General features: G+C 52.8%; 19 protein-coding genes. 8 read left to right on the plus strand and 11 right to left on the minus strand.

Annotated features, from left to right (window positions below; all coding sequences use genetic code 11):
- The first annotated feature begins 4 nt into the window (after window positions 1-4).
- From MWU55_RS01115 to MWU55_RS01125, 3 genes are all read left to right on the plus strand, one after another.
- The gene (locus MWU55_RS01115; protein WP_246933859.1) at window positions 5-1,276 is read left to right on the plus strand and encodes an aminotransferase class III-fold pyridoxal phosphate-dependent enzyme; all 1,272 of its coding nucleotides are present in this window, start codon (window positions 5-7) and stop codon (window positions 1,274-1,276) included.
- Window positions 1,273-2,217, plus strand: a complete 945-nt coding sequence (locus MWU55_RS01120) for a phosphotransferase (RefSeq protein ID WP_246933860.1) — start codon at window positions 1,273-1,275, stop codon at window positions 2,215-2,217. Before MWU55_RS01115 ends, MWU55_RS01120 begins: the two co-directional genes overlap by 4 nt.
- Before the next feature lie 180 nt (window positions 2,218-2,397).
- Entirely contained in the window at window positions 2,398-3,804 is a 1,407-nt protein-coding gene (locus MWU55_RS01125) for a hypothetical protein (RefSeq protein WP_246933861.1), read from the plus strand.
- Here MWU55_RS01125 and pncB read toward each other — a convergent pair.
- From pncB to MWU55_RS01150, 5 genes are all read right to left on the minus strand, one after another.
- Window positions 3,801-5,093 (minus strand): nicotinate phosphoribosyltransferase, encoded by a 1,293-nt coding sequence (pncB, locus tag MWU55_RS01130; RefSeq protein ID WP_246933862.1) that lies wholly within the window; start codon window positions 5,091-5,093, stop codon window positions 3,801-3,803. The genes MWU55_RS01125 and pncB overlap by 4 nt on opposite strands.
- Before the next feature lies 1 nt (window position 5,094).
- Window positions 5,095-5,703, minus strand: coding sequence for a bifunctional nicotinamidase/pyrazinamidase (gene pncA / locus MWU55_RS01135; RefSeq protein ID WP_246933863.1), 609 nt, complete (start codon window positions 5,701-5,703; stop codon window positions 5,095-5,097).
- 152 nt (window positions 5,704-5,855) lie between these two features.
- On the minus strand, window positions 5,856-6,956 hold the full coding sequence (locus MWU55_RS01140) for a polysaccharide biosynthesis/export family protein (RefSeq protein ID WP_246933864.1): 1,101 nt from the start codon (window positions 6,954-6,956) through the stop codon (window positions 5,856-5,858).
- A gap of 158 nt (window positions 6,957-7,114) precedes the next feature.
- Window positions 7,115-7,768, minus strand: coding sequence for an ABC transporter ATP-binding protein (locus MWU55_RS01145; RefSeq protein WP_246933865.1), 654 nt, complete (start codon window positions 7,766-7,768; stop codon window positions 7,115-7,117).
- Between the two features lie 9 nt (window positions 7,769-7,777).
- A complete protein-coding gene (locus MWU55_RS01150; RefSeq protein WP_246933866.1) occupies window positions 7,778-9,043 on the minus strand; it encodes a sugar transporter in 1,266 nt (421 codons plus the stop codon).
- 92 nt (window positions 9,044-9,135) lie between these two features.
- Here MWU55_RS01150 and MWU55_RS01155 point away from each other — a divergent pair, with 92 nt between their 5' ends.
- The 4 genes from MWU55_RS01155 (at window position 9,136) to MWU55_RS01170 (ending at window position 13,634) form a co-directional block, all read left to right on the plus strand.
- On the plus strand, window positions 9,136-9,927 hold the full coding sequence (locus MWU55_RS01155; RefSeq protein WP_246933867.1) for an ABC transporter permease: 792 nt from the start codon (window positions 9,136-9,138) through the stop codon (window positions 9,925-9,927).
- 153 nt (window positions 9,928-10,080) lie between these two features.
- The gene (locus tag MWU55_RS01160) at window positions 10,081-11,046 is read left to right on the plus strand and encodes a hypothetical protein (protein WP_246933868.1); all 966 of its coding nucleotides are present in this window, start codon (window positions 10,081-10,083) and stop codon (window positions 11,044-11,046) included.
- 58 nt (window positions 11,047-11,104) lie between these two features.
- Window positions 11,105-12,934 carry a DUF4422 domain-containing protein gene (locus tag MWU55_RS01165; protein ID WP_246933869.1) on the plus strand — a complete coding sequence of 610 codons (1,830 nt, stop codon included), beginning with the start codon at window positions 11,105-11,107 and terminating at the stop codon, window positions 12,932-12,934.
- A gap of 4 nt (window positions 12,935-12,938) precedes the next feature.
- Entirely contained in the window at window positions 12,939-13,634 is a 696-nt protein-coding gene (locus MWU55_RS01170) for a sulfotransferase (protein ID WP_246933870.1), read from the plus strand.
- A gap of 13 nt (window positions 13,635-13,647) precedes the next feature.
- Here MWU55_RS01170 and MWU55_RS01175 read toward each other — a convergent pair whose 3' ends face one another.
- From MWU55_RS01175 to MWU55_RS01185, 3 genes are all read right to left on the minus strand, one after another.
- Window positions 13,648-14,391, minus strand: coding sequence for a phosphoadenylyl-sulfate reductase (locus MWU55_RS01175; RefSeq protein WP_246933871.1), 744 nt, complete (start codon window positions 14,389-14,391; stop codon window positions 13,648-13,650).
- 71 nt (window positions 14,392-14,462) lie between these two features.
- Window positions 14,463-15,620: an NAD-dependent epimerase/dehydratase family protein gene (locus MWU55_RS01180; RefSeq protein WP_246933872.1), complete on the minus strand. Its 1,158-nt coding sequence runs from the start codon at window positions 15,618-15,620 to the stop codon at window positions 14,463-14,465.
- Window positions 15,621-15,707: 87 nt separating this feature from the next.
- The gene (locus MWU55_RS01185) at window positions 15,708-16,664 is read right to left on the minus strand and encodes an NAD(P)-dependent oxidoreductase (RefSeq protein WP_246933873.1); all 957 of its coding nucleotides are present in this window, start codon (window positions 16,662-16,664) and stop codon (window positions 15,708-15,710) included.
- 204 nt (window positions 16,665-16,868) lie between these two features.
- On the opposite strand from MWU55_RS01185, the gene MWU55_RS01190 reads away from it, so the two are divergent.
- A complete protein-coding gene (locus MWU55_RS01190; RefSeq protein WP_246933874.1) occupies window positions 16,869-17,852 on the plus strand; it encodes a glycosyltransferase in 984 nt (327 codons plus the stop codon).
- A gap of 3 nt (window positions 17,853-17,855) precedes the next feature.
- Here MWU55_RS01190 and MWU55_RS01195 read toward each other — a convergent pair whose 3' ends face one another.
- From MWU55_RS01195 to MWU55_RS01205, 3 genes are all read right to left on the minus strand, one after another.
- Window positions 17,856-19,061: a hypothetical protein gene (locus MWU55_RS01195; RefSeq protein WP_246933875.1), complete on the minus strand. Its 1,206-nt coding sequence runs from the start codon at window positions 19,059-19,061 to the stop codon at window positions 17,856-17,858.
- A gap of 10 nt (window positions 19,062-19,071) precedes the next feature.
- The gene (gene glf, locus MWU55_RS01200; RefSeq protein WP_246933876.1) at window positions 19,072-20,217 is read right to left on the minus strand and encodes a UDP-galactopyranose mutase; all 1,146 of its coding nucleotides are present in this window, start codon (window positions 20,215-20,217) and stop codon (window positions 19,072-19,074) included.
- Window positions 20,218-20,371: 154 nt separating this feature from the next.
- Entirely contained in the window at window positions 20,372-21,823 is a 1,452-nt protein-coding gene (locus MWU55_RS01205; protein WP_246933877.1) for a M10 family metallopeptidase, read from the minus strand.
- Between the last annotated feature and the right edge of the window lie 67 nt (window positions 21,824-21,890).

Consider the following 21,890-nt stretch of genomic DNA (forward strand, 5'->3'; position numbering starts at 1 on the left):
CCCAATGAAAACTGACCTGCTTGATCGCCGAAAGCGGCTTCTTGGCCCGAACATGACCACCTTCTATCGCGATCCGGTTCATATTGTTCGGGGAGAAGGAACATGGCTGTGGGACGTGGATGGAAACCGCTATCTGGATTGCTATAACAATGTCCCGCACGTTGGCCACGCACACCCCAAAGTCGTTGAGGCGATATCCAAACAGGCCGCGACACTAAACACCCACACGCGTTATTTGCACGATGGCATACTTGACTACGCCGAGCGTCTGACCGGGACAATGGAGCATGATCTAAACACGATGATCATGGTCTGCACCGGGTCCGAGGCTAACGACATCGCGCTCCGCATGGGTCGAGCGATGACCGGCAAGGTCGGCATAATTTGCACGGACAACACCTATCACGGCAACACGGATCTGGTCAGTCACCTGTCGGCCAAGCGCACGCCGATTGGAGGGCCGGTAGAGTGGGTGAAAAAGGTGCCCTCGCCCGATACGCTCAACCCGCTTGGCGGCGGCACCGAAGTACAAGCGCAAGCCTTCGCGGACGGCATCCAACACGCAATTGATGAGTTAGAAAAAGCTGGCCATGGGTTTGGCACGTTGATCCTTGACCCATTCTTCGCGAATGAAGGCTTCCCGGATTTACCCAAAGGTTTCCTTGATCCGACCGTGGAAGTGGTGCGCCGCGCGGGCGGGATCATCATCGCGGACGAGGTTCAGCCGGGCTTTGGCCGCACGGGGCGAAACTTCTGGGGTCACGATCGGATCGGGTTGGCTCCGGACATTGTGACGATGGGCAAGCCGATGGGGAACGGGCATCCGGTGGCAGCAGTAGTGACGCGCCCTGAAATCATGACCGAATTCCGCATGCGATTTGGGTACTTCAACACATTCGGCGGAAACCCGGTTTCGGCAGCCGCAGCGATGGCTGTTTTGCAGGTTTTGGAAGACGAAATGCTGGTCGAGAACGCACGCGACACGGGCGACTATGCTCTTGAGCTGCTCAAGGAACTGAAACACCCAATGATCGCCGACACGCGGGGCGCAGGCATGTTCATGGGGATCGAATTCACGCGGGACGGCGACCCAGAAGGCGCAGCTGGGTTCTGCAAGGATCTGGTCGAGGAGATGCGGAACCGTGGCGTACTCCTGCACCTTGTGGGGCGGTACTATCACGGGATCAAGATCCGACCGCCCATGTGCTTTGATCGGTCTCAGGCCGAGCTTCTGGCCGAGTCATTGGACGCCGCGCTGAAGGCCGTTCCTGCATGAGCACCGTTTTGAAGCAAGCCCTTAAGGCTTGGGGCGCGCAGCATGTGCGGATGATCAAGGACCGCGAGAATGCTGTGCATGAAGTGCGCGTTGCAGGGAAGCCTGCGGCGCTGCGGTTGCACCGTCCGGGGTATCAATCCGAGGCCGCCATTCGATCGGAACTCGATTGGATGGGCGCACTGGCGGAGAAGGGCATGCGGGTGCCCGCGCCCATCCCGACCACAGATGGAAACCTTGTGTTTTCTATGAGTTCCGACCAGTTGGCGACGATGGTGACATGGGTCGAAGGCGCGCCGATTGGGGAAGGTGGCGTGCCGCTGGAAGGCTCGGCGGAGGAGCAGGCCGCGCTGTACCGAAAGGTCGGGGCGGAGCTCGCACAGCTGCACAATCTGACGGATGGGATCACCCTGCCAGACAGCTTCACCCGGCACCGCTGGGACATCCCGGGACTGCTGGGGGACGACCCGTTTTGGGGGCGGTTTTGGGAGTGTCCGGCGCTGAGCGAGGACGACCGGAACATGGTGCTGCGGGCGCGGGCTGTGGCGCATGATCTGGCGACGGTTTACCTTGAAAACGGGGCGGATTTTGGGTTGATCCACGCGGACGCCTTGCGCGAAAACGTGTTTGTTAACAATGACTTACTGACTCTGATCGACTTCGACGACGCAGGCTTTGGCTTTCGGCTATATGACCTTGCGGTGATGATGACCCAGAACGTTGACGAGCCCGCGTATGAGGCGATCAAGACGGCGGCGCTGGCGGGGTATCGGGACCACCGGGCGCTGAGCCAAGAGACGGAAGACCTGCTGCCCATGTTCCTGATGATGCGCCGCTTTGCGTCGATGGGCTGGGCGGTTCCGCGCTATGACCCGAATGGGCCCGAGGTTGCTAGCTATACCCAAAGAGCAGTCGCGGCAGCGCGGGGGTTTCTTGGGGGGTGAGGTTCGGAAGTATGAGATTTGCGATGTAAGACAAATCTGTCTGCATGCCTGAATGAAGCCTTACATTCCGCTTGCGCTATGCAATTTATTGGCGAACACTCTTACCATTGGTAAAGCGGAGTATTTAAAGTGAGTTTCGGAAAATCCTTTTCAAAGACCTTCGACATTGATCAAAAAATAATGCGGAAAATCGGTGTATTTGATCCAACTCTTGACGTGGACGCAAAGCTTTTCGTCAATCCGTTTATGGTGCGGCATAGCAAACATCCTGAGTTTTCAGAATGTGCTTTCGAAACCTATGAACAGCATTTTCAGAAGATCTACAGCTTAATTCTCGCTTCAAAACAAGAAGGTGACAAGGCGTGGCGCGCCGCGACGGAGAGATTTCAATTCTCGGAATCAAAGGGCATGGGTGGAACTTGCTTGGGCTACAGCAAGCGAGGCACCGATGGGCATGCTTTCGGCCCTGAGAAATCCAAACAATCCGTAAGATGGGCAAAAGAGGTGATCGATCTGGGCGTGAAAGACCCAGAGCTCTTTTCTGCTTTACCGCTATTCGAAGACGGTATTGGAGTAGATTTGATTAGCGACATGTTTATTGCGATATCCATTGACTGTGTCGCTAAATTCAACTCACGCGTTATCGGTGAGTTGAATACTGCGACCGGGGGATCCTTACCAACCTCAAAGTTTAGGCTACGAGGATCGGAGTATGACCTAATTCAAAACCCATACTCAAATGCTGGCGCGCCCATAATACTAGTTGCCGATGATGTCTTGGACCATCTTCCAGTTATGGATGACCCGAGGAGAATACCTGAAGCGCTTGAAAGCAACAGCGAACTTCGAGAACGCGTGAATGAACACATCGGGACTATATTCAAGACCAGAACAAAAAAAGACAAAGAGCATATCAAAGACAGAGCACTCGCAAGCGCTACGGCATTTCAGTCCCTCCTTGATCTACTCAGGCTGATGGAGACAGAAGGATATGATATTCACAATGATCCTGATGGTTTGTTAGTCTGGCGCGATATTGCTGAATCGACAGTCGCCATCCATAAACTCGACTTCAAAGTTGACAGTTCACTTTCCAAAATCGATCGCGTCAACTCGGTAGTTCAGCGAGTTATTGAACAGTTTCAACATCTTGTTGAGGATTGCAGGTTAAACCGCGTCTTCTTTCATAAGGAGGAACCACGCCACGAAAGTTTCGCACAAATGCTGTTCTACGCCATCGCAGCATCTTACTGTGAAGTCGCTGATATTGGGATATCCCCCGAGGCAGACGCGGGAGTGGGACCGGTCGATTTTAAGTTTAATAATGGCTTCGACAGCGTTCTTGTTGAGATAAAACTCTCAACGAACACTCAAGTTGTTTCGGGGTATAAAAAACAATTGGGCGCATATTCAAAGGCAGAGAAATCTAGTAAAAACCATTACGTCCTCATAGATGTCGGAAAAATCGGCGGAAAATGGGATCGATTGAACAAAATCAGGCAGGAAAATAGTGATTTTGCCAAATCGCACTTTCTACACCTCATTGATGGGACGTTGAAACCATCGGCAAGCAAGCGAAAGTCCTAAACAACAACCTCCAGCCCAACCTGCTCGCCAACCCCAAACACGCGCTTATAGCGCGCGATCTCGTCTTCTGGACCCATCGCCTTGTTCGGGTTGTCGGACAGCTTCACTGTCGCGCGGCCGTTCGCCTCGATCGCTTTGCAGACCAGCGAGAATGGGGCGAGGGCGTTGTCTGGCACGAGCTCTCGGAAATCGTTGGTCAGCAGCGTGCCCCAACCAAAGCTGGTGCGAACGCGGCCTGCGAATTGGTTGTGCAGTTCGATGATTTTATCGGTGTCCAGACCGTCCGAGAAGATGACCATTTTCTGGGTCGGATCCTCGCCTCGGGATTTCCACCAGTTGATGGCGATCTCGGCGCCCGTTGCGGGGTCTCCGCTGTCGATGCGGATGCCGGTCCAGCCGGCCAGCCAATCGGGGGCGTTGTCCAGAAAGCCCTGTGTGCCATAGGTGTCGGGCAGGATGATGCGCAGGTTGCCTTCGTGTTCTTCGTGCCAATCGGCCAGAACGTCATAGGGGGCCTGCGCCAATGCGTCGTCATCTTGGGCCAAGGCCGCGTAGACCATGGGAAGCTCGTGGGCGTTGGTGCCGATGGCCTCGATATCGCGTTTCATGGCGATGTGGCAGTTTGAGGTGCCGACGAAGCTGCCCGGCAGCCCCTCCATCGCGGCTTGCACGCACCAGTCCTGCCAAAGGTAGGAGTGGCGGCGTCTTGTGCCGAAATCGGCAAGGCGGAGGCCGTCGAGGGTGCGAAGTTGCGAGATCTTCTCCCACGCGCGGGTCATGGCGCGGGCGTAGAGCACTTGCAGTTCGAACTTGCCCAAACCGCGCAGGACAGCACGCGAGCGAAGTTCCATGAGGACGGAAAGCGCGGGGATTTCCCACAGCATGACCTCGGGCCAGGAACCTTCGAAGGTCAGCTCGTATTGGTCGCCCACGCGTTCAAGGTGGTAGGGCGGCAGGCGCATACCCTCGAACCACTCCATGAAGTCCGGGCGGAACATCTGGCGTTTGCCGTAGAACGTGTTGCCGCGCAGCCATGTGCTTTCACCACGCGAAAGCGAGAGCGAGCGGATGTGGTCGAGTTGTTCGCGCAGTTCGCCTTCGTCGATGAGGTCGGCCAGCGGCACGTGTTTCGAGCGGTTGATCAGGCTGAAGGTGACCTGCGCGTCAGGTTTGTTGCGGAAGACCGACTGGCACATGAGAAGCTTGTAGAAGTCGGTGTCGATCAGCGAACGGACGATCGGGTCGATCTTGAAGCTGTGATTGTAGACGCGGGTGGCGATGTCGACCATATTAAGCCTCCAATTTCACGCCAGCGGCGCGCATGTTGTCACGGGCGGCAGCAAGCGAACCATCAAGGTCGATGGCGCGGCAGCCGGTCTCCAATACGGTAACATCGAAGCCGAGTTTCGCACCGTCGATGGCCGAATACGCGACGCAGAAATCAGTGGCGAGGCCAACCATGGTCAGCTTGGTGACGCCACGGGTGCGCAGATAGCCTTCGAGCCCGGTGGGGGTGGTCTGGTCATTCTCGAAGAAGGCGGAATAGCTGTCGATTTGCGGGCGGAAACCTTTGCGGATCACCATGTCGGCGGGATCGGTCAGCAGGTCCTTGTGGAAGGCCGCGCCATCGGTGCCCTGCACGCAGTGGTCAGGCCAGAGGACCTGGGTGCCATAGGGCATCTCGGTCACCTCAAACGGGGCCTTGCCTTTGTGGGACGTTGCAAACGAGCTGTGGCCCGCCGGGTGCCAATCTTGCGTGAAGACCTTCACAGCGAAGTCGGGCAGCATCGCATTGATTAAAGGCACGATCTGATCGCCCTCAGAGACAGCAAGTGCGCCACCGGGGCAGAAATCGTTCTGCACGTCGATCACGATCAGGGCTTCGTCTGCATTGCGCATGGGCGGTCCTCCTTGAAACTCAATGGGTAAGGACCGGGCGCGGAAGGGTCAAGCAATTGGACGTCTGGGAAGGGGCTCGGGCCGTAGATCCGCAACGAAAAAGGGCGTGCTACTTAAGCACGCCCTTAAAGTGTAAAATTAACTGTCAGGCCCTAGAGCCGATTGACGTCAAATGCGATACCAGTCAGCTGGCGCAGCAATCCAACCAAGGTGTTTGCAACGGCAACGGAGCTTTCGGTGACAAGAACGGTGTCCTTGCTTCGGATCTTAAACTTGCCAGCACTGAACAGACCGTCAGCCGTCGTTAAGTCGATCACAAAGACGCTTCGGGCATTGTCCGGTCCTTTATCGTCTTGGCGTACTACGGATTGCGGATACTCACGCAACACCAGAATGCCTTTCGGATTGGCACGAGAATCTGTCAGACCGCCAATCAGTGACATGGCATCAAGGGCCGAAATCTCGGATTTGGCGAAGGGGATCAGAGCTTCTTTTGAAGCGGCGCCGAGCGAGCGGAAATAACGGCGGTCAGATTCCAAAGCGAGCTTGTCGCCGGGACGCAGGAACGCATCATATGAGGCGTTTGACATCACCTGATCGAGCGGGCGTAGATAGGTCCGATTTCCGCGGATCAATTTGACGCTCGGATTGTCCAAGCCCTTTGCAGGCCCTCCGGCGGCGGCAACCGCGTTGAGGACAGTAAAGCTGGGGTCATCAAGCGTAATCGGCCCCGGTTGGGCAACACCCGAAACGACAGACACTGTTCCGCGTGTGCCTTGAACAACATTCAGCTGGACCTGCGCCGAAGGAATGACCTCGACGTATTTACGCTGAATGCGCGCGCGGGCAGTCGAATGCGGCATGCCCGCGATATGTACTGTTCCTACGAAGGGCAAGAAAATCGTCCCTCCGGCGGAAACTTGCATGTTTTGCATCTGAACGGTGTTCTGGTTTGGCGCCGACAAAAGCGAAGATTCTTCGCTGTCCCAAACAGTCACATCCACACGATCAAAAGCGCGGATCGGCTTATCAGCGGCGGCAGAACCGCGCGATGGCCATGAGTAGTTTCCATCAGTGTTCGGCGCTGGCCAGCGAGAAATCGCCGGTAAAGTCGCTTTGGTTACTGTATATACAGCTAGATCAGTTCGATCCTCGGCGTTGCCGCCTACAATTTCGGACTGAACAGCCGCACCACGCGGCGCTCCGCAGCTGGCTAATACAAGAGCCGAAACTGCAATTAATACAAAACGCATACGCGCAACCCCCAGATAATTTTGTGGTTTAAGGCAGCAAACCAATTGCGCGCCACATTAGTAACGAAGCGCTAAATTCTCAAGCACGCAGAAGCACATTTCGAGGTTATTTGCGGACTGTGCACAATTTGCAGTGCCTTGTCCGGCGCGTTGATTGTTTAAGATGTCATTTCGCGATGAATCTCGACCGCTTTCTGAACATCATCATAGTAGGTTAACCGGCCTTCATCCAAAATGCAGGCCGCATTGCACACATTCTCGATGACACGCAGATTGTGGGTCACCAACAGCGCACCACTAGTTTCCATCCGATCACGGAAAACGCGCATGCTTTTTTTCCGGAATGAAGCATCACCGACCGAGGTGACCTCGTCCACAAGGTAGACATCAAATTTGATTCCCATCGAAAGCCCAAATGCAAGTCGCGACCGCATGCCCGACGAGTAGGTGCGGACAGGCAGATAAAACTGCTGGCCCAGTTCGGCGAAGTCTTCGACATATTCACGCAGTTCTTCGGTATCAACGCCGTAGATGCGTGCAAGAAATTTGGTGTTCTGAGCACCGGTTAGATCCTTGTGGAAACTGCCAGCAAATCCAACCGGCCAACTGACGGTCCCTTCGATATCGATCGTGCCGCTGTCTTGGCGCATGGTTCCGGCAACCATGCGCAGCAGACTGGATTTACCCGCACCGTTACGCCCCAGAAGCCCGATCACCTTACCCGGTTCAAAATCAACCGAGATATTATCAGCCACAACCTTGGTTTGCCTTTGCAGGTGATAAGCTTTTCGCAGATTTCGAATGCGGATCATGCAACAGTCCTATCGTCTGTCACGAACCGAATAGTAAACCATGACCGCAACCACCCATATCCCGATCAGGAAGCCAGCCAACGTCGCCAGTATGATAAGACGCTGTGGGTATTCGGGTTTCTCAGCTAAAGTTGGCTCGATATAAGCTGCAAGGTAACGCGATTTTCGGGCCGCTTCGGCAGTTGCCAAATCAAGGGCTGTAAGGGCAGACAGATAGGCCTGTTCGGCAAACTGCTTGTCAACCGACAGACGCTCATAATCCCCTATTAGGTTCGCATACGCACCATTCACCGTTCCATCGGTCGCGCTGAACCGCGCGCGCTCGTCATCCAGGCGTTGCTGGATCACGCCGACGCGACGACGTGCCTGAACAAGTCGCGGGTCCCCTTCGCGGGCAGTTTGCATCAGGATATCCAAATCGATCTGCGCTGAGGCCAATTGGTTTTGTAGTGAATTCAACAACCCCATACGGCCCACAATGTCAGCCTCGGGGTCAATGATTTGCGTTTCCAACCGAAATTTCTGGATGGCCGCGCGGGCATTGCTGAGACGTTCGACTGCTTTTTCAAGCTCACTGCGCGCATAGCTGGTGGCATCATCTCGTGCAACGGCAGTCAGCTTGTTAATCATCACGGTGCTTTCGTCATAGATAGCATCGGCGACAGCTTTGGCATCTTGAGGGCTGAAAGCGGTTACCCGAACTTCAATCAGACCTGACCCGCTGTCGTAAAACACTTTGACCACGCGCCCCCAGAACTTCTGAAGCCCTTCGATGGTGACATCAGAATCTATACCAAAGATGGGATCTGAGGGCATATGATACATTTTGCGTAGATCCAGCTTTGCATCTACCAGGCGTACAATGCGTTGGCTTTGGATGAACTCAAACAAAACATCGGTATCGGTACCGCTGGATGACCCTGTCAGCTCTGTAATTCCACCTAGCATCTCAACCGGAGAGGCATTGTCTTCTGCGCGAACAGAGAATCCAAGATATGACGCGTACTGATCCGTGGCGATCACATAGAGATACACGGTTGCCGCTAAAATCGGCACTAAAACGCCCAGAACGAACAGGTTCCGGATCATATTGTGCCGCTTTCGCGCGCGCGCGGGTTTCGCATGAGGTTTAAGCGGTGGAAGCTTTTCTTCTTTCTTGTTTTCTTCACCCCATCCGTCCTCGTCCAGCTCATCAATCTCGGCTTGCGAGATCGACGCATCCTTGTCGTTTCCGGCCTCGGCCTTAGGCTTGGGCGCATTAGGGGGTTTGGTCATACGGTTATCCACGGCAAAACATTTTGCAAATCATATGCATTGTGGGCAGTTATCGGATACCTCTAAGGACGAATCAACTCGATATTACCCAAATGACCGCCACGAGCACTGCAGATCCTACCCGTTTCAAGATGGGGCGTACCATCTTCGCGCTAATGCTGCGCGAGATGTCATCGACATATGGCCGGTCGACCGGGGGATACATCTGGGCACTGATCGAACCCATTAGCGGCATCGCGTTTCTAACCGTTGTCTTTTCGTTTGCGTTGCGATCGCCGTCGATCGGAGACAGCTTCGCGCTTTATTACGCGACTGGAATGTTGCCGCTGGGGCTTTTTCGGCAACTCAGCGGTAAGACTGCTAATGCGATCAAGTATTCCAAACCTCTGTTGGGCTATCCGCGTGTGACGTTCATCGACACGATTTTGGCGCGCGTTATTCTGAACAGTATTACTCAGATGTTGATCAGTGCTGTGTTGATCGGCGGCATGGTGCTGGTAAGCCCATCCTTTGTCTTTTTAAACATCCCCGAGATGATGTTGTCGTTCCTGATGGCGATTGCGCTAGGGATTGGGATTGGAACGCTGAATTGCTTCTTGTTTTGGCGTTTCGACTGGTGGCAAGAAATCTGGAAGGTCATCATGCGCCCGCTCTTCATCATCTCCGGCGTGCTTTATAATTTTGATGACCTGCCCGCTTTTGCGCAGGAAATCTTGTGGTGGAACCCCATTGTGCACGTCGTGGGTCAAATGCGCATGGGAGTCTATGCGACCTACGAACCGACGTATCTGTCGTATGTTTTTGTGTTTGCGGTCTCGTTGACGACTATGGCAGCCGGTCTAACCCTACTAAGCCGTTACCACGACGATATTTTGTACAAGTAAGCGCCATTTGGGCCACTGAGGGCGCCCATTCAAATACATATACTTGATCTGACCGCTGCTTGATGCAATGTCACCCACGCTGTGTGCAAACAGGGTGATGCATGGCAGTGACTGAAACTGTTCGTTGTTTGCAGACTTTGGAGTGGGCAGAGCATGATTTTTAGCAGCCGCAAGCAGGCCAAGCGCGTTCTTCTGATTCATATCGGGTCTCACAAAACAGGAACGTCTTCTCTTCAATGCGCGCTTCTGTACGCCCATCAGAATGGATTACTTGGCGATCGCGCCTACGCACATGTTCCGAACGGGACAAACATCAACAGGTTTGTAAAAATTAGCGGCTCAGATCGCAGTTTCAGATCAAAAATTGATTACCGCGCGTTCAAGCAAGCATTTCCAAATGACGGAGACTATATCGCTTCGACTGAGAACTTGTTTTGGGTCTACAGCAAGTGGCAGCTTCGAAAATTGGCTTGGGTGCTGCGCCGACAGTTCGATGAGATAAAAATCGTCGTCTACCTGCGACGGCAGGATTCTTTGGCGCTTTCTCACCGCAAGCAAACAATTATGCGTAAAGGAACATTGGATTTTTACAGCGCCGAAGTATCTGCGCTGCCATCCTATCGCAAATCCTTAGACAGCTATTTTTGCTACGATCAGAAGCTGAAGATCTGGGCCGACATATTTGGCGCCAAGAACATAACAGTTCGAAAATTTGAAAGAGATTCTCTTTTCAAAGGAGATACAGTTGCCGACTTTTTCCATCTGCTGGGCTTGGAAGAACCCAACTGGGGGGAAGACGTCAACAAAGCACTTTCGCGAAAGCAGCTTCTGATAGGGTTGTATTTGCGTTCCAAAGGCGTTCAAGAAAGCATAATCAAGCGCACGCTTGAGAAGGTTAACGATACAGACAAACTTGTCCCTTCACGGGCCGCGGCGCAGTCATTTCTCGACCAATTTCAAGAAAGCAATAGACGGCTTGCTACGTGGCTTGGAGACACCAGCAATCCTCACTATTTCAATACGGATCTGTCACGCTACCCCGAAGTCGGGAACGATGACGTCTCGGAAGCCGAGATAGAACAATGGCTGAGCGCGCTTTCTCCCGCTGAAACGCCTTGAATTCTTGTATGTCCACCCCGCCGACACTATACAACCCGCGACGCAAGAAAGGTCTGTTATGAAAGTTTCGGTTTATTCTGCCTATCACAAGTTATCGCCGCGGGTTTCGTCGAAAAGCATCAAGCCAATTCACGTTGGCGCTGCGGCCGCTGGCAACACGCTGCCGGGCATGCTCGCCGACAACACGGGCGATCATATTTCGGACAAAAACGGATCGTTTTGCGAACTTACTGCTCTGTACTGGGCTTGGAAAAATGATACCGAAAGCGATTTCATCGGGCTGATGCATTATCGCCGCCTTCTGGACGTAACCGGAAGCATCACCGAAGGCCAAACAGAAGTCTATTTGGGTGCCCTGAATACCGACGATTGGACAGAACGCGCCGAAGCTTGGATTGATGCTGAACTGGACAATTGGGACATCGTTCTGCCACGCCTTCATGAAATGGGAGTGAGCGTCGAAAACAACTATCTCCGCGGGCACCACAAAGACGATTTCGACAAAATGCGCGACGTGATCGCAAATGATCACCCAGAGTATTTGGAGGCTTTTAACACCGCTGCCAAGTCTACAGATATTCGACTGGGCAATATCGCATTAATGCGTCGTGAGGTCTTTGAAAGGTATTGCTCTTGGTTGTTTGACATCCTGCTGAAAGTGGATGCGGCGCAGATTGACCGCACGAATTACAGCTCTTACCAAGCCCGCTATATTGGCTTTTTGGCCGAGCGTTTGATGACCGCGTTTATCATTCATGAGCAAAAAACAAACCCGTCCACCCGGATCCGTGAGACCTCTATTATCAACCTATCGAAGGCAGTCGTTACACCGTATCTTACCCAGCAGGATAAACCCGCTGATGACGTGGTGAACATCGCAATAGCAGCAGACCGCGCTTATCTTCCCCATGCTTCAGCAATGATGAATTCGCTTTTGTCCAAGGCAGATCCCAAGCGTCCTATCGCGTTGTATTTCTTGCATTCTGGGATTGGTCACGCAGACATCGAAGTGTTTGACGGATGGCTGAAGTCTCAGCAATCGAACATCCAACTTCATGCAATCGACACGGGCAACTACTTCGATGAAAGCTATCGGTCATCCAGCCGCGCGCCCTCAAATGCGACCTACAATCGCTTTTTGCTGTTCAACCTGCTGCCCGGCTTGGACCGGTTGCTATATCTTGATGTGGATATCATCCTGAAAGAAGACGTCTGCAAACTCTATGACGCAGACATTGGCGACGCCAAAATTGGCGCTGTTCCAGATTGGATCATGACGCGCACATTGACCGGCCCCATCCCTACGATTGACCCCGATGTGCCCGATCTTTCGGCTTACCACCGCAATCGTCTAGAGATGTCGGATGCGCAGATCGCACGCTATTTCAACGCAGGCGTTTTGTTGTTCAACTTCAAAACAATGGGCGATCTGAATGCATTGGGACGTCACTTGTTGCATGAGGCACAGAACGGCCGCTATCTATTCCGCGACCAGGACATTCTGAACAAAGCATTCAAAGATGATTTGTGCCTCTTGGATGCCCGCTGGAATGTCTTCAACTCGGTTGATGCTGCCTATTCCAAAGTGCCAAAACCAAATCATATGAAGGCTATGGAGGCGCGTCGCGATCCATGGATTATTCACTATGCCGATCGTGCTTACAAACCTTGGCACGGTGTTGCTGTTCCGCAATCTGGTTACTATTGGCAAGCTTTGATCAATACCCCCTACTACGGTGAGGTCATGGCGAATTTGCAAGCCACCAGCCAGCGCAATCTGATTGGAAAGTCACGTATTGTCGAAGCCGGCAAAGCAGTTGGACAAAAGTTCCCTGCGTTGAACCGCCCGCTTCTTCTCGCTTACAACGCAATTCGAAAAATCCGGTGAGGAAATGAAGAAGGTACTGAAATCTCTAAGAAATCTCTTGCAGCGCGACCCTTCGCCCTCGCAGATTGAGGGACAGGTACATATCATTGCATCGCCATATAAGACAGGATCGACTTCGATCGGAAAATCGCTGATTGCGTTGGGTGTCGGACATCGCGAAATGCCGCATGATGGCGCGCTTTTAAAGAGTATCCGACCAGCAGCTTCATATTATCGCAAAGCACTTGGGAATGGTATGGACTTTCACAGCTTTGAAGCCGCTGAAAGAAACAAACTATTAGAGAAATTTCAGCCTTTGGTCGCGAAAGCTGCCCGATACGATATCTTTCATGATGCTCCTATGGGACATGCCCATTTGCACCCATTTATCCGCAAGATCCTTGCACCGGAAGCGCGTTTCATCTGGGTCAACCGTGACGCTGAAAGTTGGTTAGAAAGCGTCCGAAAATGGGAAATATCGCACCCAGAGATCTATCGCCAACACACACTATGGGAAAGCGATCCAGAGGCGCGTATCGCCAACCGCTTGGCTTTCTGGAAACGTCATCATGAAGCTTTCCTACGTTTGGCCGATACGTTTCCAGAACATTGTATTGAACTTCGCTGGAGTGATCTGAAAAGCTACTCAGCGCTGGCGAATTTCTATCAGGTGCCGGAACCAAAACAGGCATTCCCACATAGCAATGCGGCCAAATCATAGCGATTAGCCTCGTTCAGGTTCCACCGCCACGTACGATCTTTCCGTCAACGATGTGAATGCCGCATTCAGTCTTTTCGCTGTCAGCCCAGCGCCCTGCGCGGGCATCTTCGCCCGGTTTAACGGCACGTGTACAGGGAAGGCATCCGACGGATAGATAGCCGCGTTCTTTCAGCGGGTGATCGGGCAAATCATGTGTCTTGAAATAGGTAGCCACGTCGTCAGCGGTCCAATTGAGCAGTGGATTGACCTTCAGCCATCGATCCTGTGTCTCGAACAGTTCTAGGTCGTTACGTGTGCTGGCTTGTCCGCGCTTGCGCCCAGTTATCCAGCAATCCAGCCCGCGCAGCGCCGCTAGCATCGGCAGTGTCTTGCGTACGTGGCAGCACAGATCCGAGTTCGACTGGTGTAGAACGCCATCAGGATCGTCGGCTGTCACGCTGGCTGGTCGCGGGTGGACGGTCTGGATGTTACAAAGGCCAAGTTTCGAAACGAGATCTTCACGATAGGACAGCGTTTCAGGGAAGTGCATGCCTGTATCCAAGAAGATCACTGGAACATAAGGATCAATCTGCGAGACCATGTGTAGGAGCACGGCAGCTTCTGTTCCAAAAGAAGACACAAGCCCGATCCGTCCGGGAAACAATGTTTTGATCGCGTGTTTTAGAACGTCTTCCGCGGCTAACTGGTCATAGCTTTCGGTCAGACCCTGCGCTTTTTCACGCAGTTCAATGCGTGCATTCGTTTCCAGAGCGTGCATTACACTGCCTTTGGTATCTGAATGACAAATTAGCAGGGGCCGCTACCTTTCGACAGCGGCCCATGTAAGCTTTATTTCCAAAGCGAGACGCAGGGGATCTTGGTCGTGTCGCAGCGACCCGAGTATTTCTCGGCGATCTCTTTGACTTCGTCCATCAAGCCGCCTTGCAGCTTGATCGGCTCAAGACCCAGACCCAGGAAGCGGTCATTGGCGACGTGCAGTTCGTTCTCGGCTGCTTCATTGCGCGGGTTTTCCAGATAAGCGATCTCGGCGCCCATCATGTCGTGGATCATCTGGGCCAGATCACGCACGCGGTGCGTTTCGGTCATCTGGTTCAGGATGTTCACACGCTCGCCAGCTTGCGGTGGGTTTTCCAGCGCCAGCTCGATGCAGCGGCAGGTGTCCTGAATGTGGATAAAGGCACGCGTTTGCCCACCAGTGCCGTGAACGGTCATCGGATAGTCCACAGCCGCTTGCATGATGAAGCGGTTCAGAACGGTACCGTAATCGCCGTCATAGTCGAAACGGTTGATCAGACGCTCGTCCATCTTGGTTTCCGCGGTCTGCGTGCCCCATACGATGCCCTGGTGCAGGTCGGTAACCTTCACACCGTCGTTTTTGTTGTAGAAAGCGAACAGCAGTTGGTCTTGGCTTTTCGTCATGTGGTAGATCGAACCCGGGTTGGTCGGGTAAAGGATCTCGGTTTCGGTCTCACCTTCGGGGGTGTCGACCTTCACCTTCAGATAGCCTTCGGGGATCTTCATGCCTGCGGTGCCATAACCATAGACGCCCATAGTGCCCAAGTGGATCAGGTGAACGTCCAGACCACTTTCAACAACCGCAGCCAACACATCGTTGGTGGCGTTCAAGTTGTTCGAAACCGTGTAGCGTTTGTGCTGGGCCGATTTCATCGAATAAGGGGCTGCGCGCTGTTCGGCGAAGTGGATGATCGCATCCGGCTTCTCGTCTTTGATCAGCGTCAGCAGGCGGTGATATTGCTCGCCCACAGTGAAGTTGTGGAACTTGATCTCTTTACCAGTCAGCTCTTTCCAAACGCGGATGCGTTCGCCGATCGGACGGATCGGGGTCAGGCTGTCTACTTCTAGCTCAATGTCAATTTCACGGCGCGACAGGTTGTCGACGATAATGACATCGTGACCACGGTTCGACAGATACAAGGCATTCGGCCAGCCGCAGAATCCGTCACCACCTAGAATGATTACTTTCATGTTTCTCTACCCGCTATAATTAGGTTGGAACGAGCTATAGACCCGTTTGGAACAAAGGAAAACCTCTATCCGCGAAGCTGCGACAGCCTAGCGCGAATAGTAGGTATAGGTTTGGCGAATGCCCTCGGCGAAATCGGTGATCTGGTCACCCAGAAGGACCTTCACATCATCAGCCGAGGCGATGACGTCACGAGGTTCGGTCTTCAAAAGATCCTCAGCTGGGATCTTGGTGTAGTTCAATTTTTCACCGCTGGCCTCTTCGATTGCGCTTACGACATCCATCAATGTGGTCGACACACCAGCACCCAGCATGTTCACGCGGTCATAATCCTCGCCATCGCGCACGCGCTTGGCTTGGGTGGCAATGCCACGCCCAATATCACCTGCATAGATGAAGTCACGCGACTGTTTGCCGTCGCCATTGATGAACACTTCACCACCTTCAACGATGGCGCGCGTGAAGGCGTGGATCGCGCTTTTCTTCTTGTCCGAGAAGCGGCCATAGACGTTGGTCATTCGAATGACCGAGAATGTGCCACCCCGTAGTTCCACAAGCTTTTCAAGGATCATCTCTTCCGCAGCCTTGGTTGCGCCATAGAAGTTTTTCGGGCAATAGGCCGAACTGGTGCGCACTTCGAAGGTGCCGTCAAACAGCGCGCCCGCAGTTGAAATCAGGATGAAATGGTCGCCTGGCTGGACAGCCTCCATCACGAACTTCGAGGGGTTGGCGATGTTTGCATCGATGAAGTCCAAAGGACGGTCTTTCGATTCAGCCACTCGCGTTTCGCCTGCAAGGAACACAAAAATCCGCCCACCGTCAGTGGCTTTTTGTTGATCAAGGAAATCAATCGCGCCCGCGTCCTCGTATCCACCGGCAAAGCTAGGCAGATCCAGCGCTTCGTGTCCGGGCACAGCATTCGATAGATCGTCGATCACCATAGGTTCCAGCCCGTCGAACTGATCGTCTTGGGCGATCACGTCCAAAATGTTGCGCCCTACGAAGCCAAAGCCCCCGATCAACACCAGCGAAGTTGAATTTTTCATGTTCATTTGCCCAGTAAAATATCTGTATTCGTTGCCCGTTCACCTAAAGCCCCCCGCCCCAAAGGTCAAACCTTGCAGCCTTAAATCTGCCCTTTGTTTCTAATTAGTACCCTCCAAGGGCAAGAGCATTGACAAGCCTTGCAAAATAAGGGGAAAACCCAGCTCGACGTCCATGCACGCCACTATTAGAACAAGGTTTTGAAAATGCACGATAATGCCAGTCCGAATGGCGCTCTGGTTGCTGTTGTCGTGACATTCAACCGGCTCGCTAAACTGAAACTGACGCTGGCGAACCTGTTGAAAAACTCCCCTATGGGTCTGGCTTCAATCGTGGTTGTCGACAATGCAAGCACAGATGGCACAGCGGAATGGCTCTCCACGCAAGATGACCCTCGGCTAGATATCCTCACAAGCCCAACCAATCGCGGCGGTGCGGGCGGATTTGAACAAGGCTTGCGCCACGCCCTAACCCAGCACAAAGCCGATTGGTTTGTGGTGATGGATGACGACGCGTGGCCCGAACCGGGTATGTTGGATAGCTTCATGGCGAATACGCGCCCGGATGATACCGCTGTTGCAGCGGCTGTATATTATCCAGACGGCCGCATTTGCGAGATGAACCGTCCATCAGTCAATCCGTTTTGGTCGCCTCGAACTTTCCTGCGCACATTGATCAAACGACGTGACGGCTATCACATCCCGCACAGCGCCTATACCGCCAAGCAACCAACCCCAATCGACTTGACTTCATTCGTAGGGCTCTTCATCTCGAAAAAGATGTTGGATACGGTGGGACTGCCTGATCCGGGGCTGTTCATTTACGGCGACGATGTGATCTATACCTTGGGGCTGCGCAAACGTGGGTTCAAGATCAACTTCGACCCGAGCGCACGTTTTGTCCACGATTGCTCGACCTTTCAGAAAAACGAAAAGAAGACCTATAAGCCGCTTTGGAAGGTCTATTACGCTTATCGCAACGGGTTGATCATGTATCGCCGCGCAGCAGGTGTACTGTTCTGGGCTTTGTTACCGATGCTTCTGGTGTCTTGGCGCATGGCGGCGAGCCGTTATGGAGACAAGAAATCTGCTTATAACGCGTTGCGCCGGGCAGCCGTTTCAGATGGTTTGCGCAAACGCACTACGCGATCGCATTCAGAGATCTTGGAAATGACTAAAGTCGGAAATTGAGGTCTACGTTTCGCGGCCAAACTTGGCTTTCAAACGCCGCTTGATTTTGCGGTAGAGGTAACCCGGCTTCTCCATGTCACGAAGTCGCGCCGCGACCGAAGCAAGATGTTCTGCTTCGTGGTTCAATCGACCTGTGAGCCTGTTCACCTGATGTTTCTTTTCGTTCAACTCAACCGTCTGACGATCCAGAATCTGCTGCTGACGGGCCACTGTTTGCTGCTGGCGGTCCAGAATCTGCTGCTGAATACCGACAATCCGGCATAGATATAACATGGTGTCTGACTGCCCATTTGCATACAGCACCTGCCCACCCACAGGAGCATCCGAAAACAGATGTTCTCTGCCAAACACTTGCTTTGCCAGGGCATCATTATCCGGCTGACATCGGTCTAGAATTGTCTGGCGCAACTCTGCTGAAAGAAAGCAACTTCCTTTTTCATCCAGCTCTGGTAGCTCGCAAGCTTCAAAAACCCCGGCAAATTCAATCGGGCGCACAGGGCCATCGTAACTGCTGTTAAAAAGTGCATTCAAATAGCTTTGCGCCGGCCCCAACGAAACGTGCTTTTTGCCGTGAATATCTTCAGTGATAAGATCGACTGGCAGGCCAAAAGCAGTGCACAGGAAAGGCACACTGCCGCCAGCCTCACGCATTTCATCATAAGTCATCACCCGGATGCGATCAGCGCCGAGTTTGGCCCAGGCTTGATACTGTCCAAGATAGTCCATTGACTGCCAAGATCGCTCCAGCCATGCCTCGGGTGATTCAATCCCACGTGGCTGCATCATCTTGTGCTTCAAACTCCACTGGCGATACGCGGATTCTGCCCATTCGTCCTGACGTCGGAAGCAAATTGCCACCTCCAGCGCCTCAAATACGCTGGTCTCATCGATAAACTGCGCGATTACATCGACCACTGCAGGTAAGTCGGGTGCCATCCCCATAGTCTCGTTCGACCAAACGATAGTCGATATATCCGGCGAGTTTGCTGCGACCTTCTCTAAAGACCTTAGCGCCTTGGCCAGATGCTCAGCTTCCCCTGCCAAATACTGAGCTTCCAGCTCCTCGTCCTTTGGAACAGCGAATTTTAACCGAGGGCCAGCACAAAGATATCCGGCTTCTTTTAAAGGCTCAGAGCTTTCCCGTATCGCGTCCTGAAACGCAGTTGTCCCGGTTTTACCCAGCCCGACATGGAGGATCAGCTTGGCCATGGTCGTTTCCTTAAGGTGTTACTGCGAAGGTGGGCATATCAGAACCATCTGCAACAGAGTCTCGGAACATGTTTGCAGTGTTCAATGCTTCACGGATGGTCACGTCCATATCGAGGTAACGGTAGGTGCCCAAACGTCCAACGAAAGTCACGCCTTTGGTGGTATTTGCAAGCTCAACATACTCCGCAAGTAACGCCTTCTCATCTACTTGGCGGATGGGATAGTAGGGAATGTCATCAGGCTCGCAGGCGCGCGAAAACTCGCGATAGCAAACCGACCCTTCATGTTCTTCCCACGGGCTGAAATACTTGTGCTCGGTGATGCGTGTGTAAGGCACCTCCTCTTCACCGTAGTTCATGACCGCACAGCCCTGATAGTCGCCGTCATATGTGAAGCGTTCGAAATCCAGGGTCCGGTACCCAAGACGACCAAGTTCAAAGTCAAAATACCCATCGAGCGGGCCAGAATAGAACACGTGATCATATTGACCCGCCTGTTCACGGGTAAAGCGGGTGTTCAGATGCACGGTGATGGACGGATGATCCAAAATCTTTTCGACCATCTTGGTATACCCTTCTTCGGGCATGCCCTGAAACTTGTGGAAGAAGTAGTTGTCATCGTAATTGAAGCGGACAGGTAGGCGCTTCAGGATACTGGCGGGCAGCTCGGAAGGCTGCATCCCCCATTGCTTGATTGTGTAGCCCTTGAAAAACGCCTCGTAGAGGTCTTTGCCCACGAAACGGAGCGCCTGCTCTTCAAATGTTTGCGGATCATCAATCGAGGTGTCTGCCTGTTCGCTTGTGATGAAGTCATGTGCCTCATCCGGGCGCATCGAGCGGCCAAAGAACTGATTGATTGTATGAAGGTTGATCGGCAGCGAAAACACTGTGCCCTTTGACGTTGTTTTCACGCGGTTCTTAAAAGGCAGGAAATTGGTATAGCGGTTCACATAGTCCCAGACTTCGGTGTCATCTGTATGGAAGATATGAGGGCCATAGACATGGACCATGATGCCCGTTTCATGATCGCGCTCCGTATGACAGTTGCCTGCAATATGATCGCGGCTTTCGACGATGGTAACTTGATGCCCGTCTTCTGCCAGTTCGCGCCCGATAACAGCGCCGCTTAGACCTGCTCCGACAAGTAAGATGTTCATCCCAATCTCCAACCTGAATATCTCGGGCGTTGTTCCACATCCCACGTTTTTTGGCAAACAGGAATGGCTCGAAGGCATCGGAACAAACGGATTTAGGGAATAAAAAGGGGCTGATGCGCTTCACGCTCAGCCCCTTGGTCGTAGCAAACCTCAATCAGACGAATGAGATATCGTCGGCCAGGTCCAAAGCGTTATTTACACCGTGAATTGTCAATGTGTCGCCATTGCCAAATGTAATCACGGTATTTCCGTTCACGATTGTGGCGTTGTCGGTCAGGAATTGCGTCACGTCAGATGTCGAAACCAGATCCGCATCGATTTCAATGGCGTCCCTTTCAGAATCATCGAAATCAAGAATGTTGTCATTTCCGGACGTAAACAGGAATGTATCGGCACCCTCGCTGCCAACTAGGTCGTCATTGCCCTCGCCACCTGTAAGAAAGTCAGCGCCCGGGCCACCACGGAGATAATCATTTCCTTGGTTGCCGAACAGTTTGTCAGCTCCAAGTGCACCAAACAGGAAATCGCCGCCTTCACCGCCTCGAATAGTATCATTGCCAGATTGGCCATAGAGCCGATCATTGCCATCACGGCCAGCAATAAAATCTGCCCTTCCACCACCGTGAAGATCGTTACCTAGTGTATTCCCATACAAATTGTCGTAGCCATTCCCTGTTTTGGCATTCTCAATCCATGTGCTGCGTTCAATTTGAATGTTCTTAGTTTTACCAAGAACATTCGAAAATGCTTGCGGGTTCAAATCGATCTTCTGGTTTTTCCCGGTTTTCGAGAAATCCATTGTGTCTTCACCGCCCTGATCAAAGATCGTCATGGTGCCTACGGGTTTGGTCGCAGCAAATAGTTTGGCTGGTCCCTTTGCATTCGAATCGAAGCCCCAAGTAGTTTCACCGGTGTTCACTTTTTTCACACCCGACGGCACACCATAGAGCTTGTGTATACCCGCCAAATCCGCTGGCATTGGCGTTAAGACATATGCGAAAGAACCAGTAACATTCGGGTTTTCGGTTTGAGAGAAATAGGACATCACTGTCATTTGCCAGCTGTCATTCGAAAACCGCGCATCCCCTTGGAACCCACCAGAACCATTATAGTTTCCGGCATGCCCAAGCCCCAGCGCATGGCCAATCTCGTGAAGAAATGTTTGATAGCCGTAGCTGCCAAGATCAAATTCTTCGCCTTTGTACCAGCTTTTTGGGATGTTCACCTTGGACTTAACGATCTCACCTTTGGAGTTATAAGAACTCGCTGCGTAAGCACCGGATTGGTCATTTTGAACAAACTTGATGTCCGCGTTGCTTGCCTTGACGTGATTAAACTTGATTCCGGTTGCGGCGCCCCAAGCTGCCAAAGCCTTCTTCGCAAACCATTTACCGGCGTTGGAAAGGCTCGACACGTTGTAGGTAAGCACCCGCCCAGGGCGCAAATCGAACGATGCGTTAACCGGATCTCCGAAGTAGTTCGCAAAGTCCACTGTCAGCTGCTTCACGAAATCGCCAATATCGCCGTACGGCTTGCGCGCGTATGTAGGCTGAGAAGCATGTTGTTGCTGCGGAAACTCGAAACTAGGGTTTTGCAGGACACTCATCATTCTTGAAATCTCCACAGATTGGCCATTTTGCGTTTGATTCACACGGAACCTCAAACAAAGCAAT

This window comes from Aliiroseovarius sp. F20344, from assembly GCF_023016155.1.
Taxonomy (GTDB): Bacteria; Pseudomonadota; Alphaproteobacteria; order Rhodobacterales; family Rhodobacteraceae; genus Aliiroseovarius.

Bases quoted from the DNA above. Each gene is read 5' to 3' on its own strand.
- MWU55_RS01115 (WP_246933859.1), top strand. From the start codon at position 5: ATGAAAACTGACCTGCTTGATCGCCGAAAGCGGCTTCTTGGCCCGAAC.
- MWU55_RS01120 (WP_246933860.1), top strand. From the start codon at position 1,273: ATGAGCACCGTTTTGAAGCAAGCCCTTAAGGCTTGGGGCGCGCAGCAT.
- MWU55_RS01125 (WP_246933861.1), top strand. From the start codon at position 2,398: ATGCGGAAAATCGGTGTATTTGATCCAACTCTTGACGTGGACGCAAAG.
- pncB (WP_246933862.1), bottom strand. From the start codon at position 5,093: ATGGTCGACATCGCCACCCGCGTCTACAATCACAGCTTCAAGATCGAC.
- pncA (WP_246933863.1), bottom strand. From the start codon at position 5,703: ATGCGCAATGCAGACGAAGCCCTGATCGTGATCGACGTGCAGAACGAT.
- MWU55_RS01140 (WP_246933864.1), bottom strand. From the start codon at position 6,956: ATGCGTTTTGTATTAATTGCAGTTTCGGCTCTTGTATTAGCCAGCTGC.
- MWU55_RS01145 (WP_246933865.1), bottom strand. From the start codon at position 7,768: ATGATCCGCATTCGAAATCTGCGAAAAGCTTATCACCTGCAAAGGCAA.
- MWU55_RS01150 (WP_246933866.1), bottom strand. From the start codon at position 9,043: ATGACCAAACCCCCTAATGCGCCCAAGCCTAAGGCCGAGGCCGGAAAC.
- MWU55_RS01155 (WP_246933867.1), top strand. From the start codon at position 9,136: ATGACCGCCACGAGCACTGCAGATCCTACCCGTTTCAAGATGGGGCGT.
- MWU55_RS01160 (WP_246933868.1), top strand. From the start codon at position 10,081: ATGATTTTTAGCAGCCGCAAGCAGGCCAAGCGCGTTCTTCTGATTCAT.
- MWU55_RS01165 (WP_246933869.1), top strand. From the start codon at position 11,105: ATGAAAGTTTCGGTTTATTCTGCCTATCACAAGTTATCGCCGCGGGTT.
- MWU55_RS01170 (WP_246933870.1), top strand. From the start codon at position 12,939: ATGAAGAAGGTACTGAAATCTCTAAGAAATCTCTTGCAGCGCGACCCT.
- MWU55_RS01175 (WP_246933871.1), bottom strand. From the start codon at position 14,391: ATGCACGCTCTGGAAACGAATGCACGCATTGAACTGCGTGAAAAAGCG.
- MWU55_RS01180 (WP_246933872.1), bottom strand. From the start codon at position 15,620: ATGAAAGTAATCATTCTAGGTGGTGACGGATTCTGCGGCTGGCCGAAT.
- MWU55_RS01185 (WP_246933873.1), bottom strand. From the start codon at position 16,664: ATGAAAAATTCAACTTCGCTGGTGTTGATCGGGGGCTTTGGCTTCGTA.
- MWU55_RS01190 (WP_246933874.1), top strand. From the start codon at position 16,869: ATGCACGATAATGCCAGTCCGAATGGCGCTCTGGTTGCTGTTGTCGTG.
- MWU55_RS01195 (WP_246933875.1), bottom strand. From the start codon at position 19,061: ATGGCCAAGCTGATCCTCCATGTCGGGCTGGGTAAAACCGGGACAACT.
- glf (WP_246933876.1), bottom strand. From the start codon at position 20,217: ATGAACATCTTACTTGTCGGAGCAGGTCTAAGCGGCGCTGTTATCGGG.
- MWU55_RS01205 (WP_246933877.1), bottom strand. From the start codon at position 21,823: ATGAGTGTCCTGCAAAACCCTAGTTTCGAGTTTCCGCAGCAACAACAT.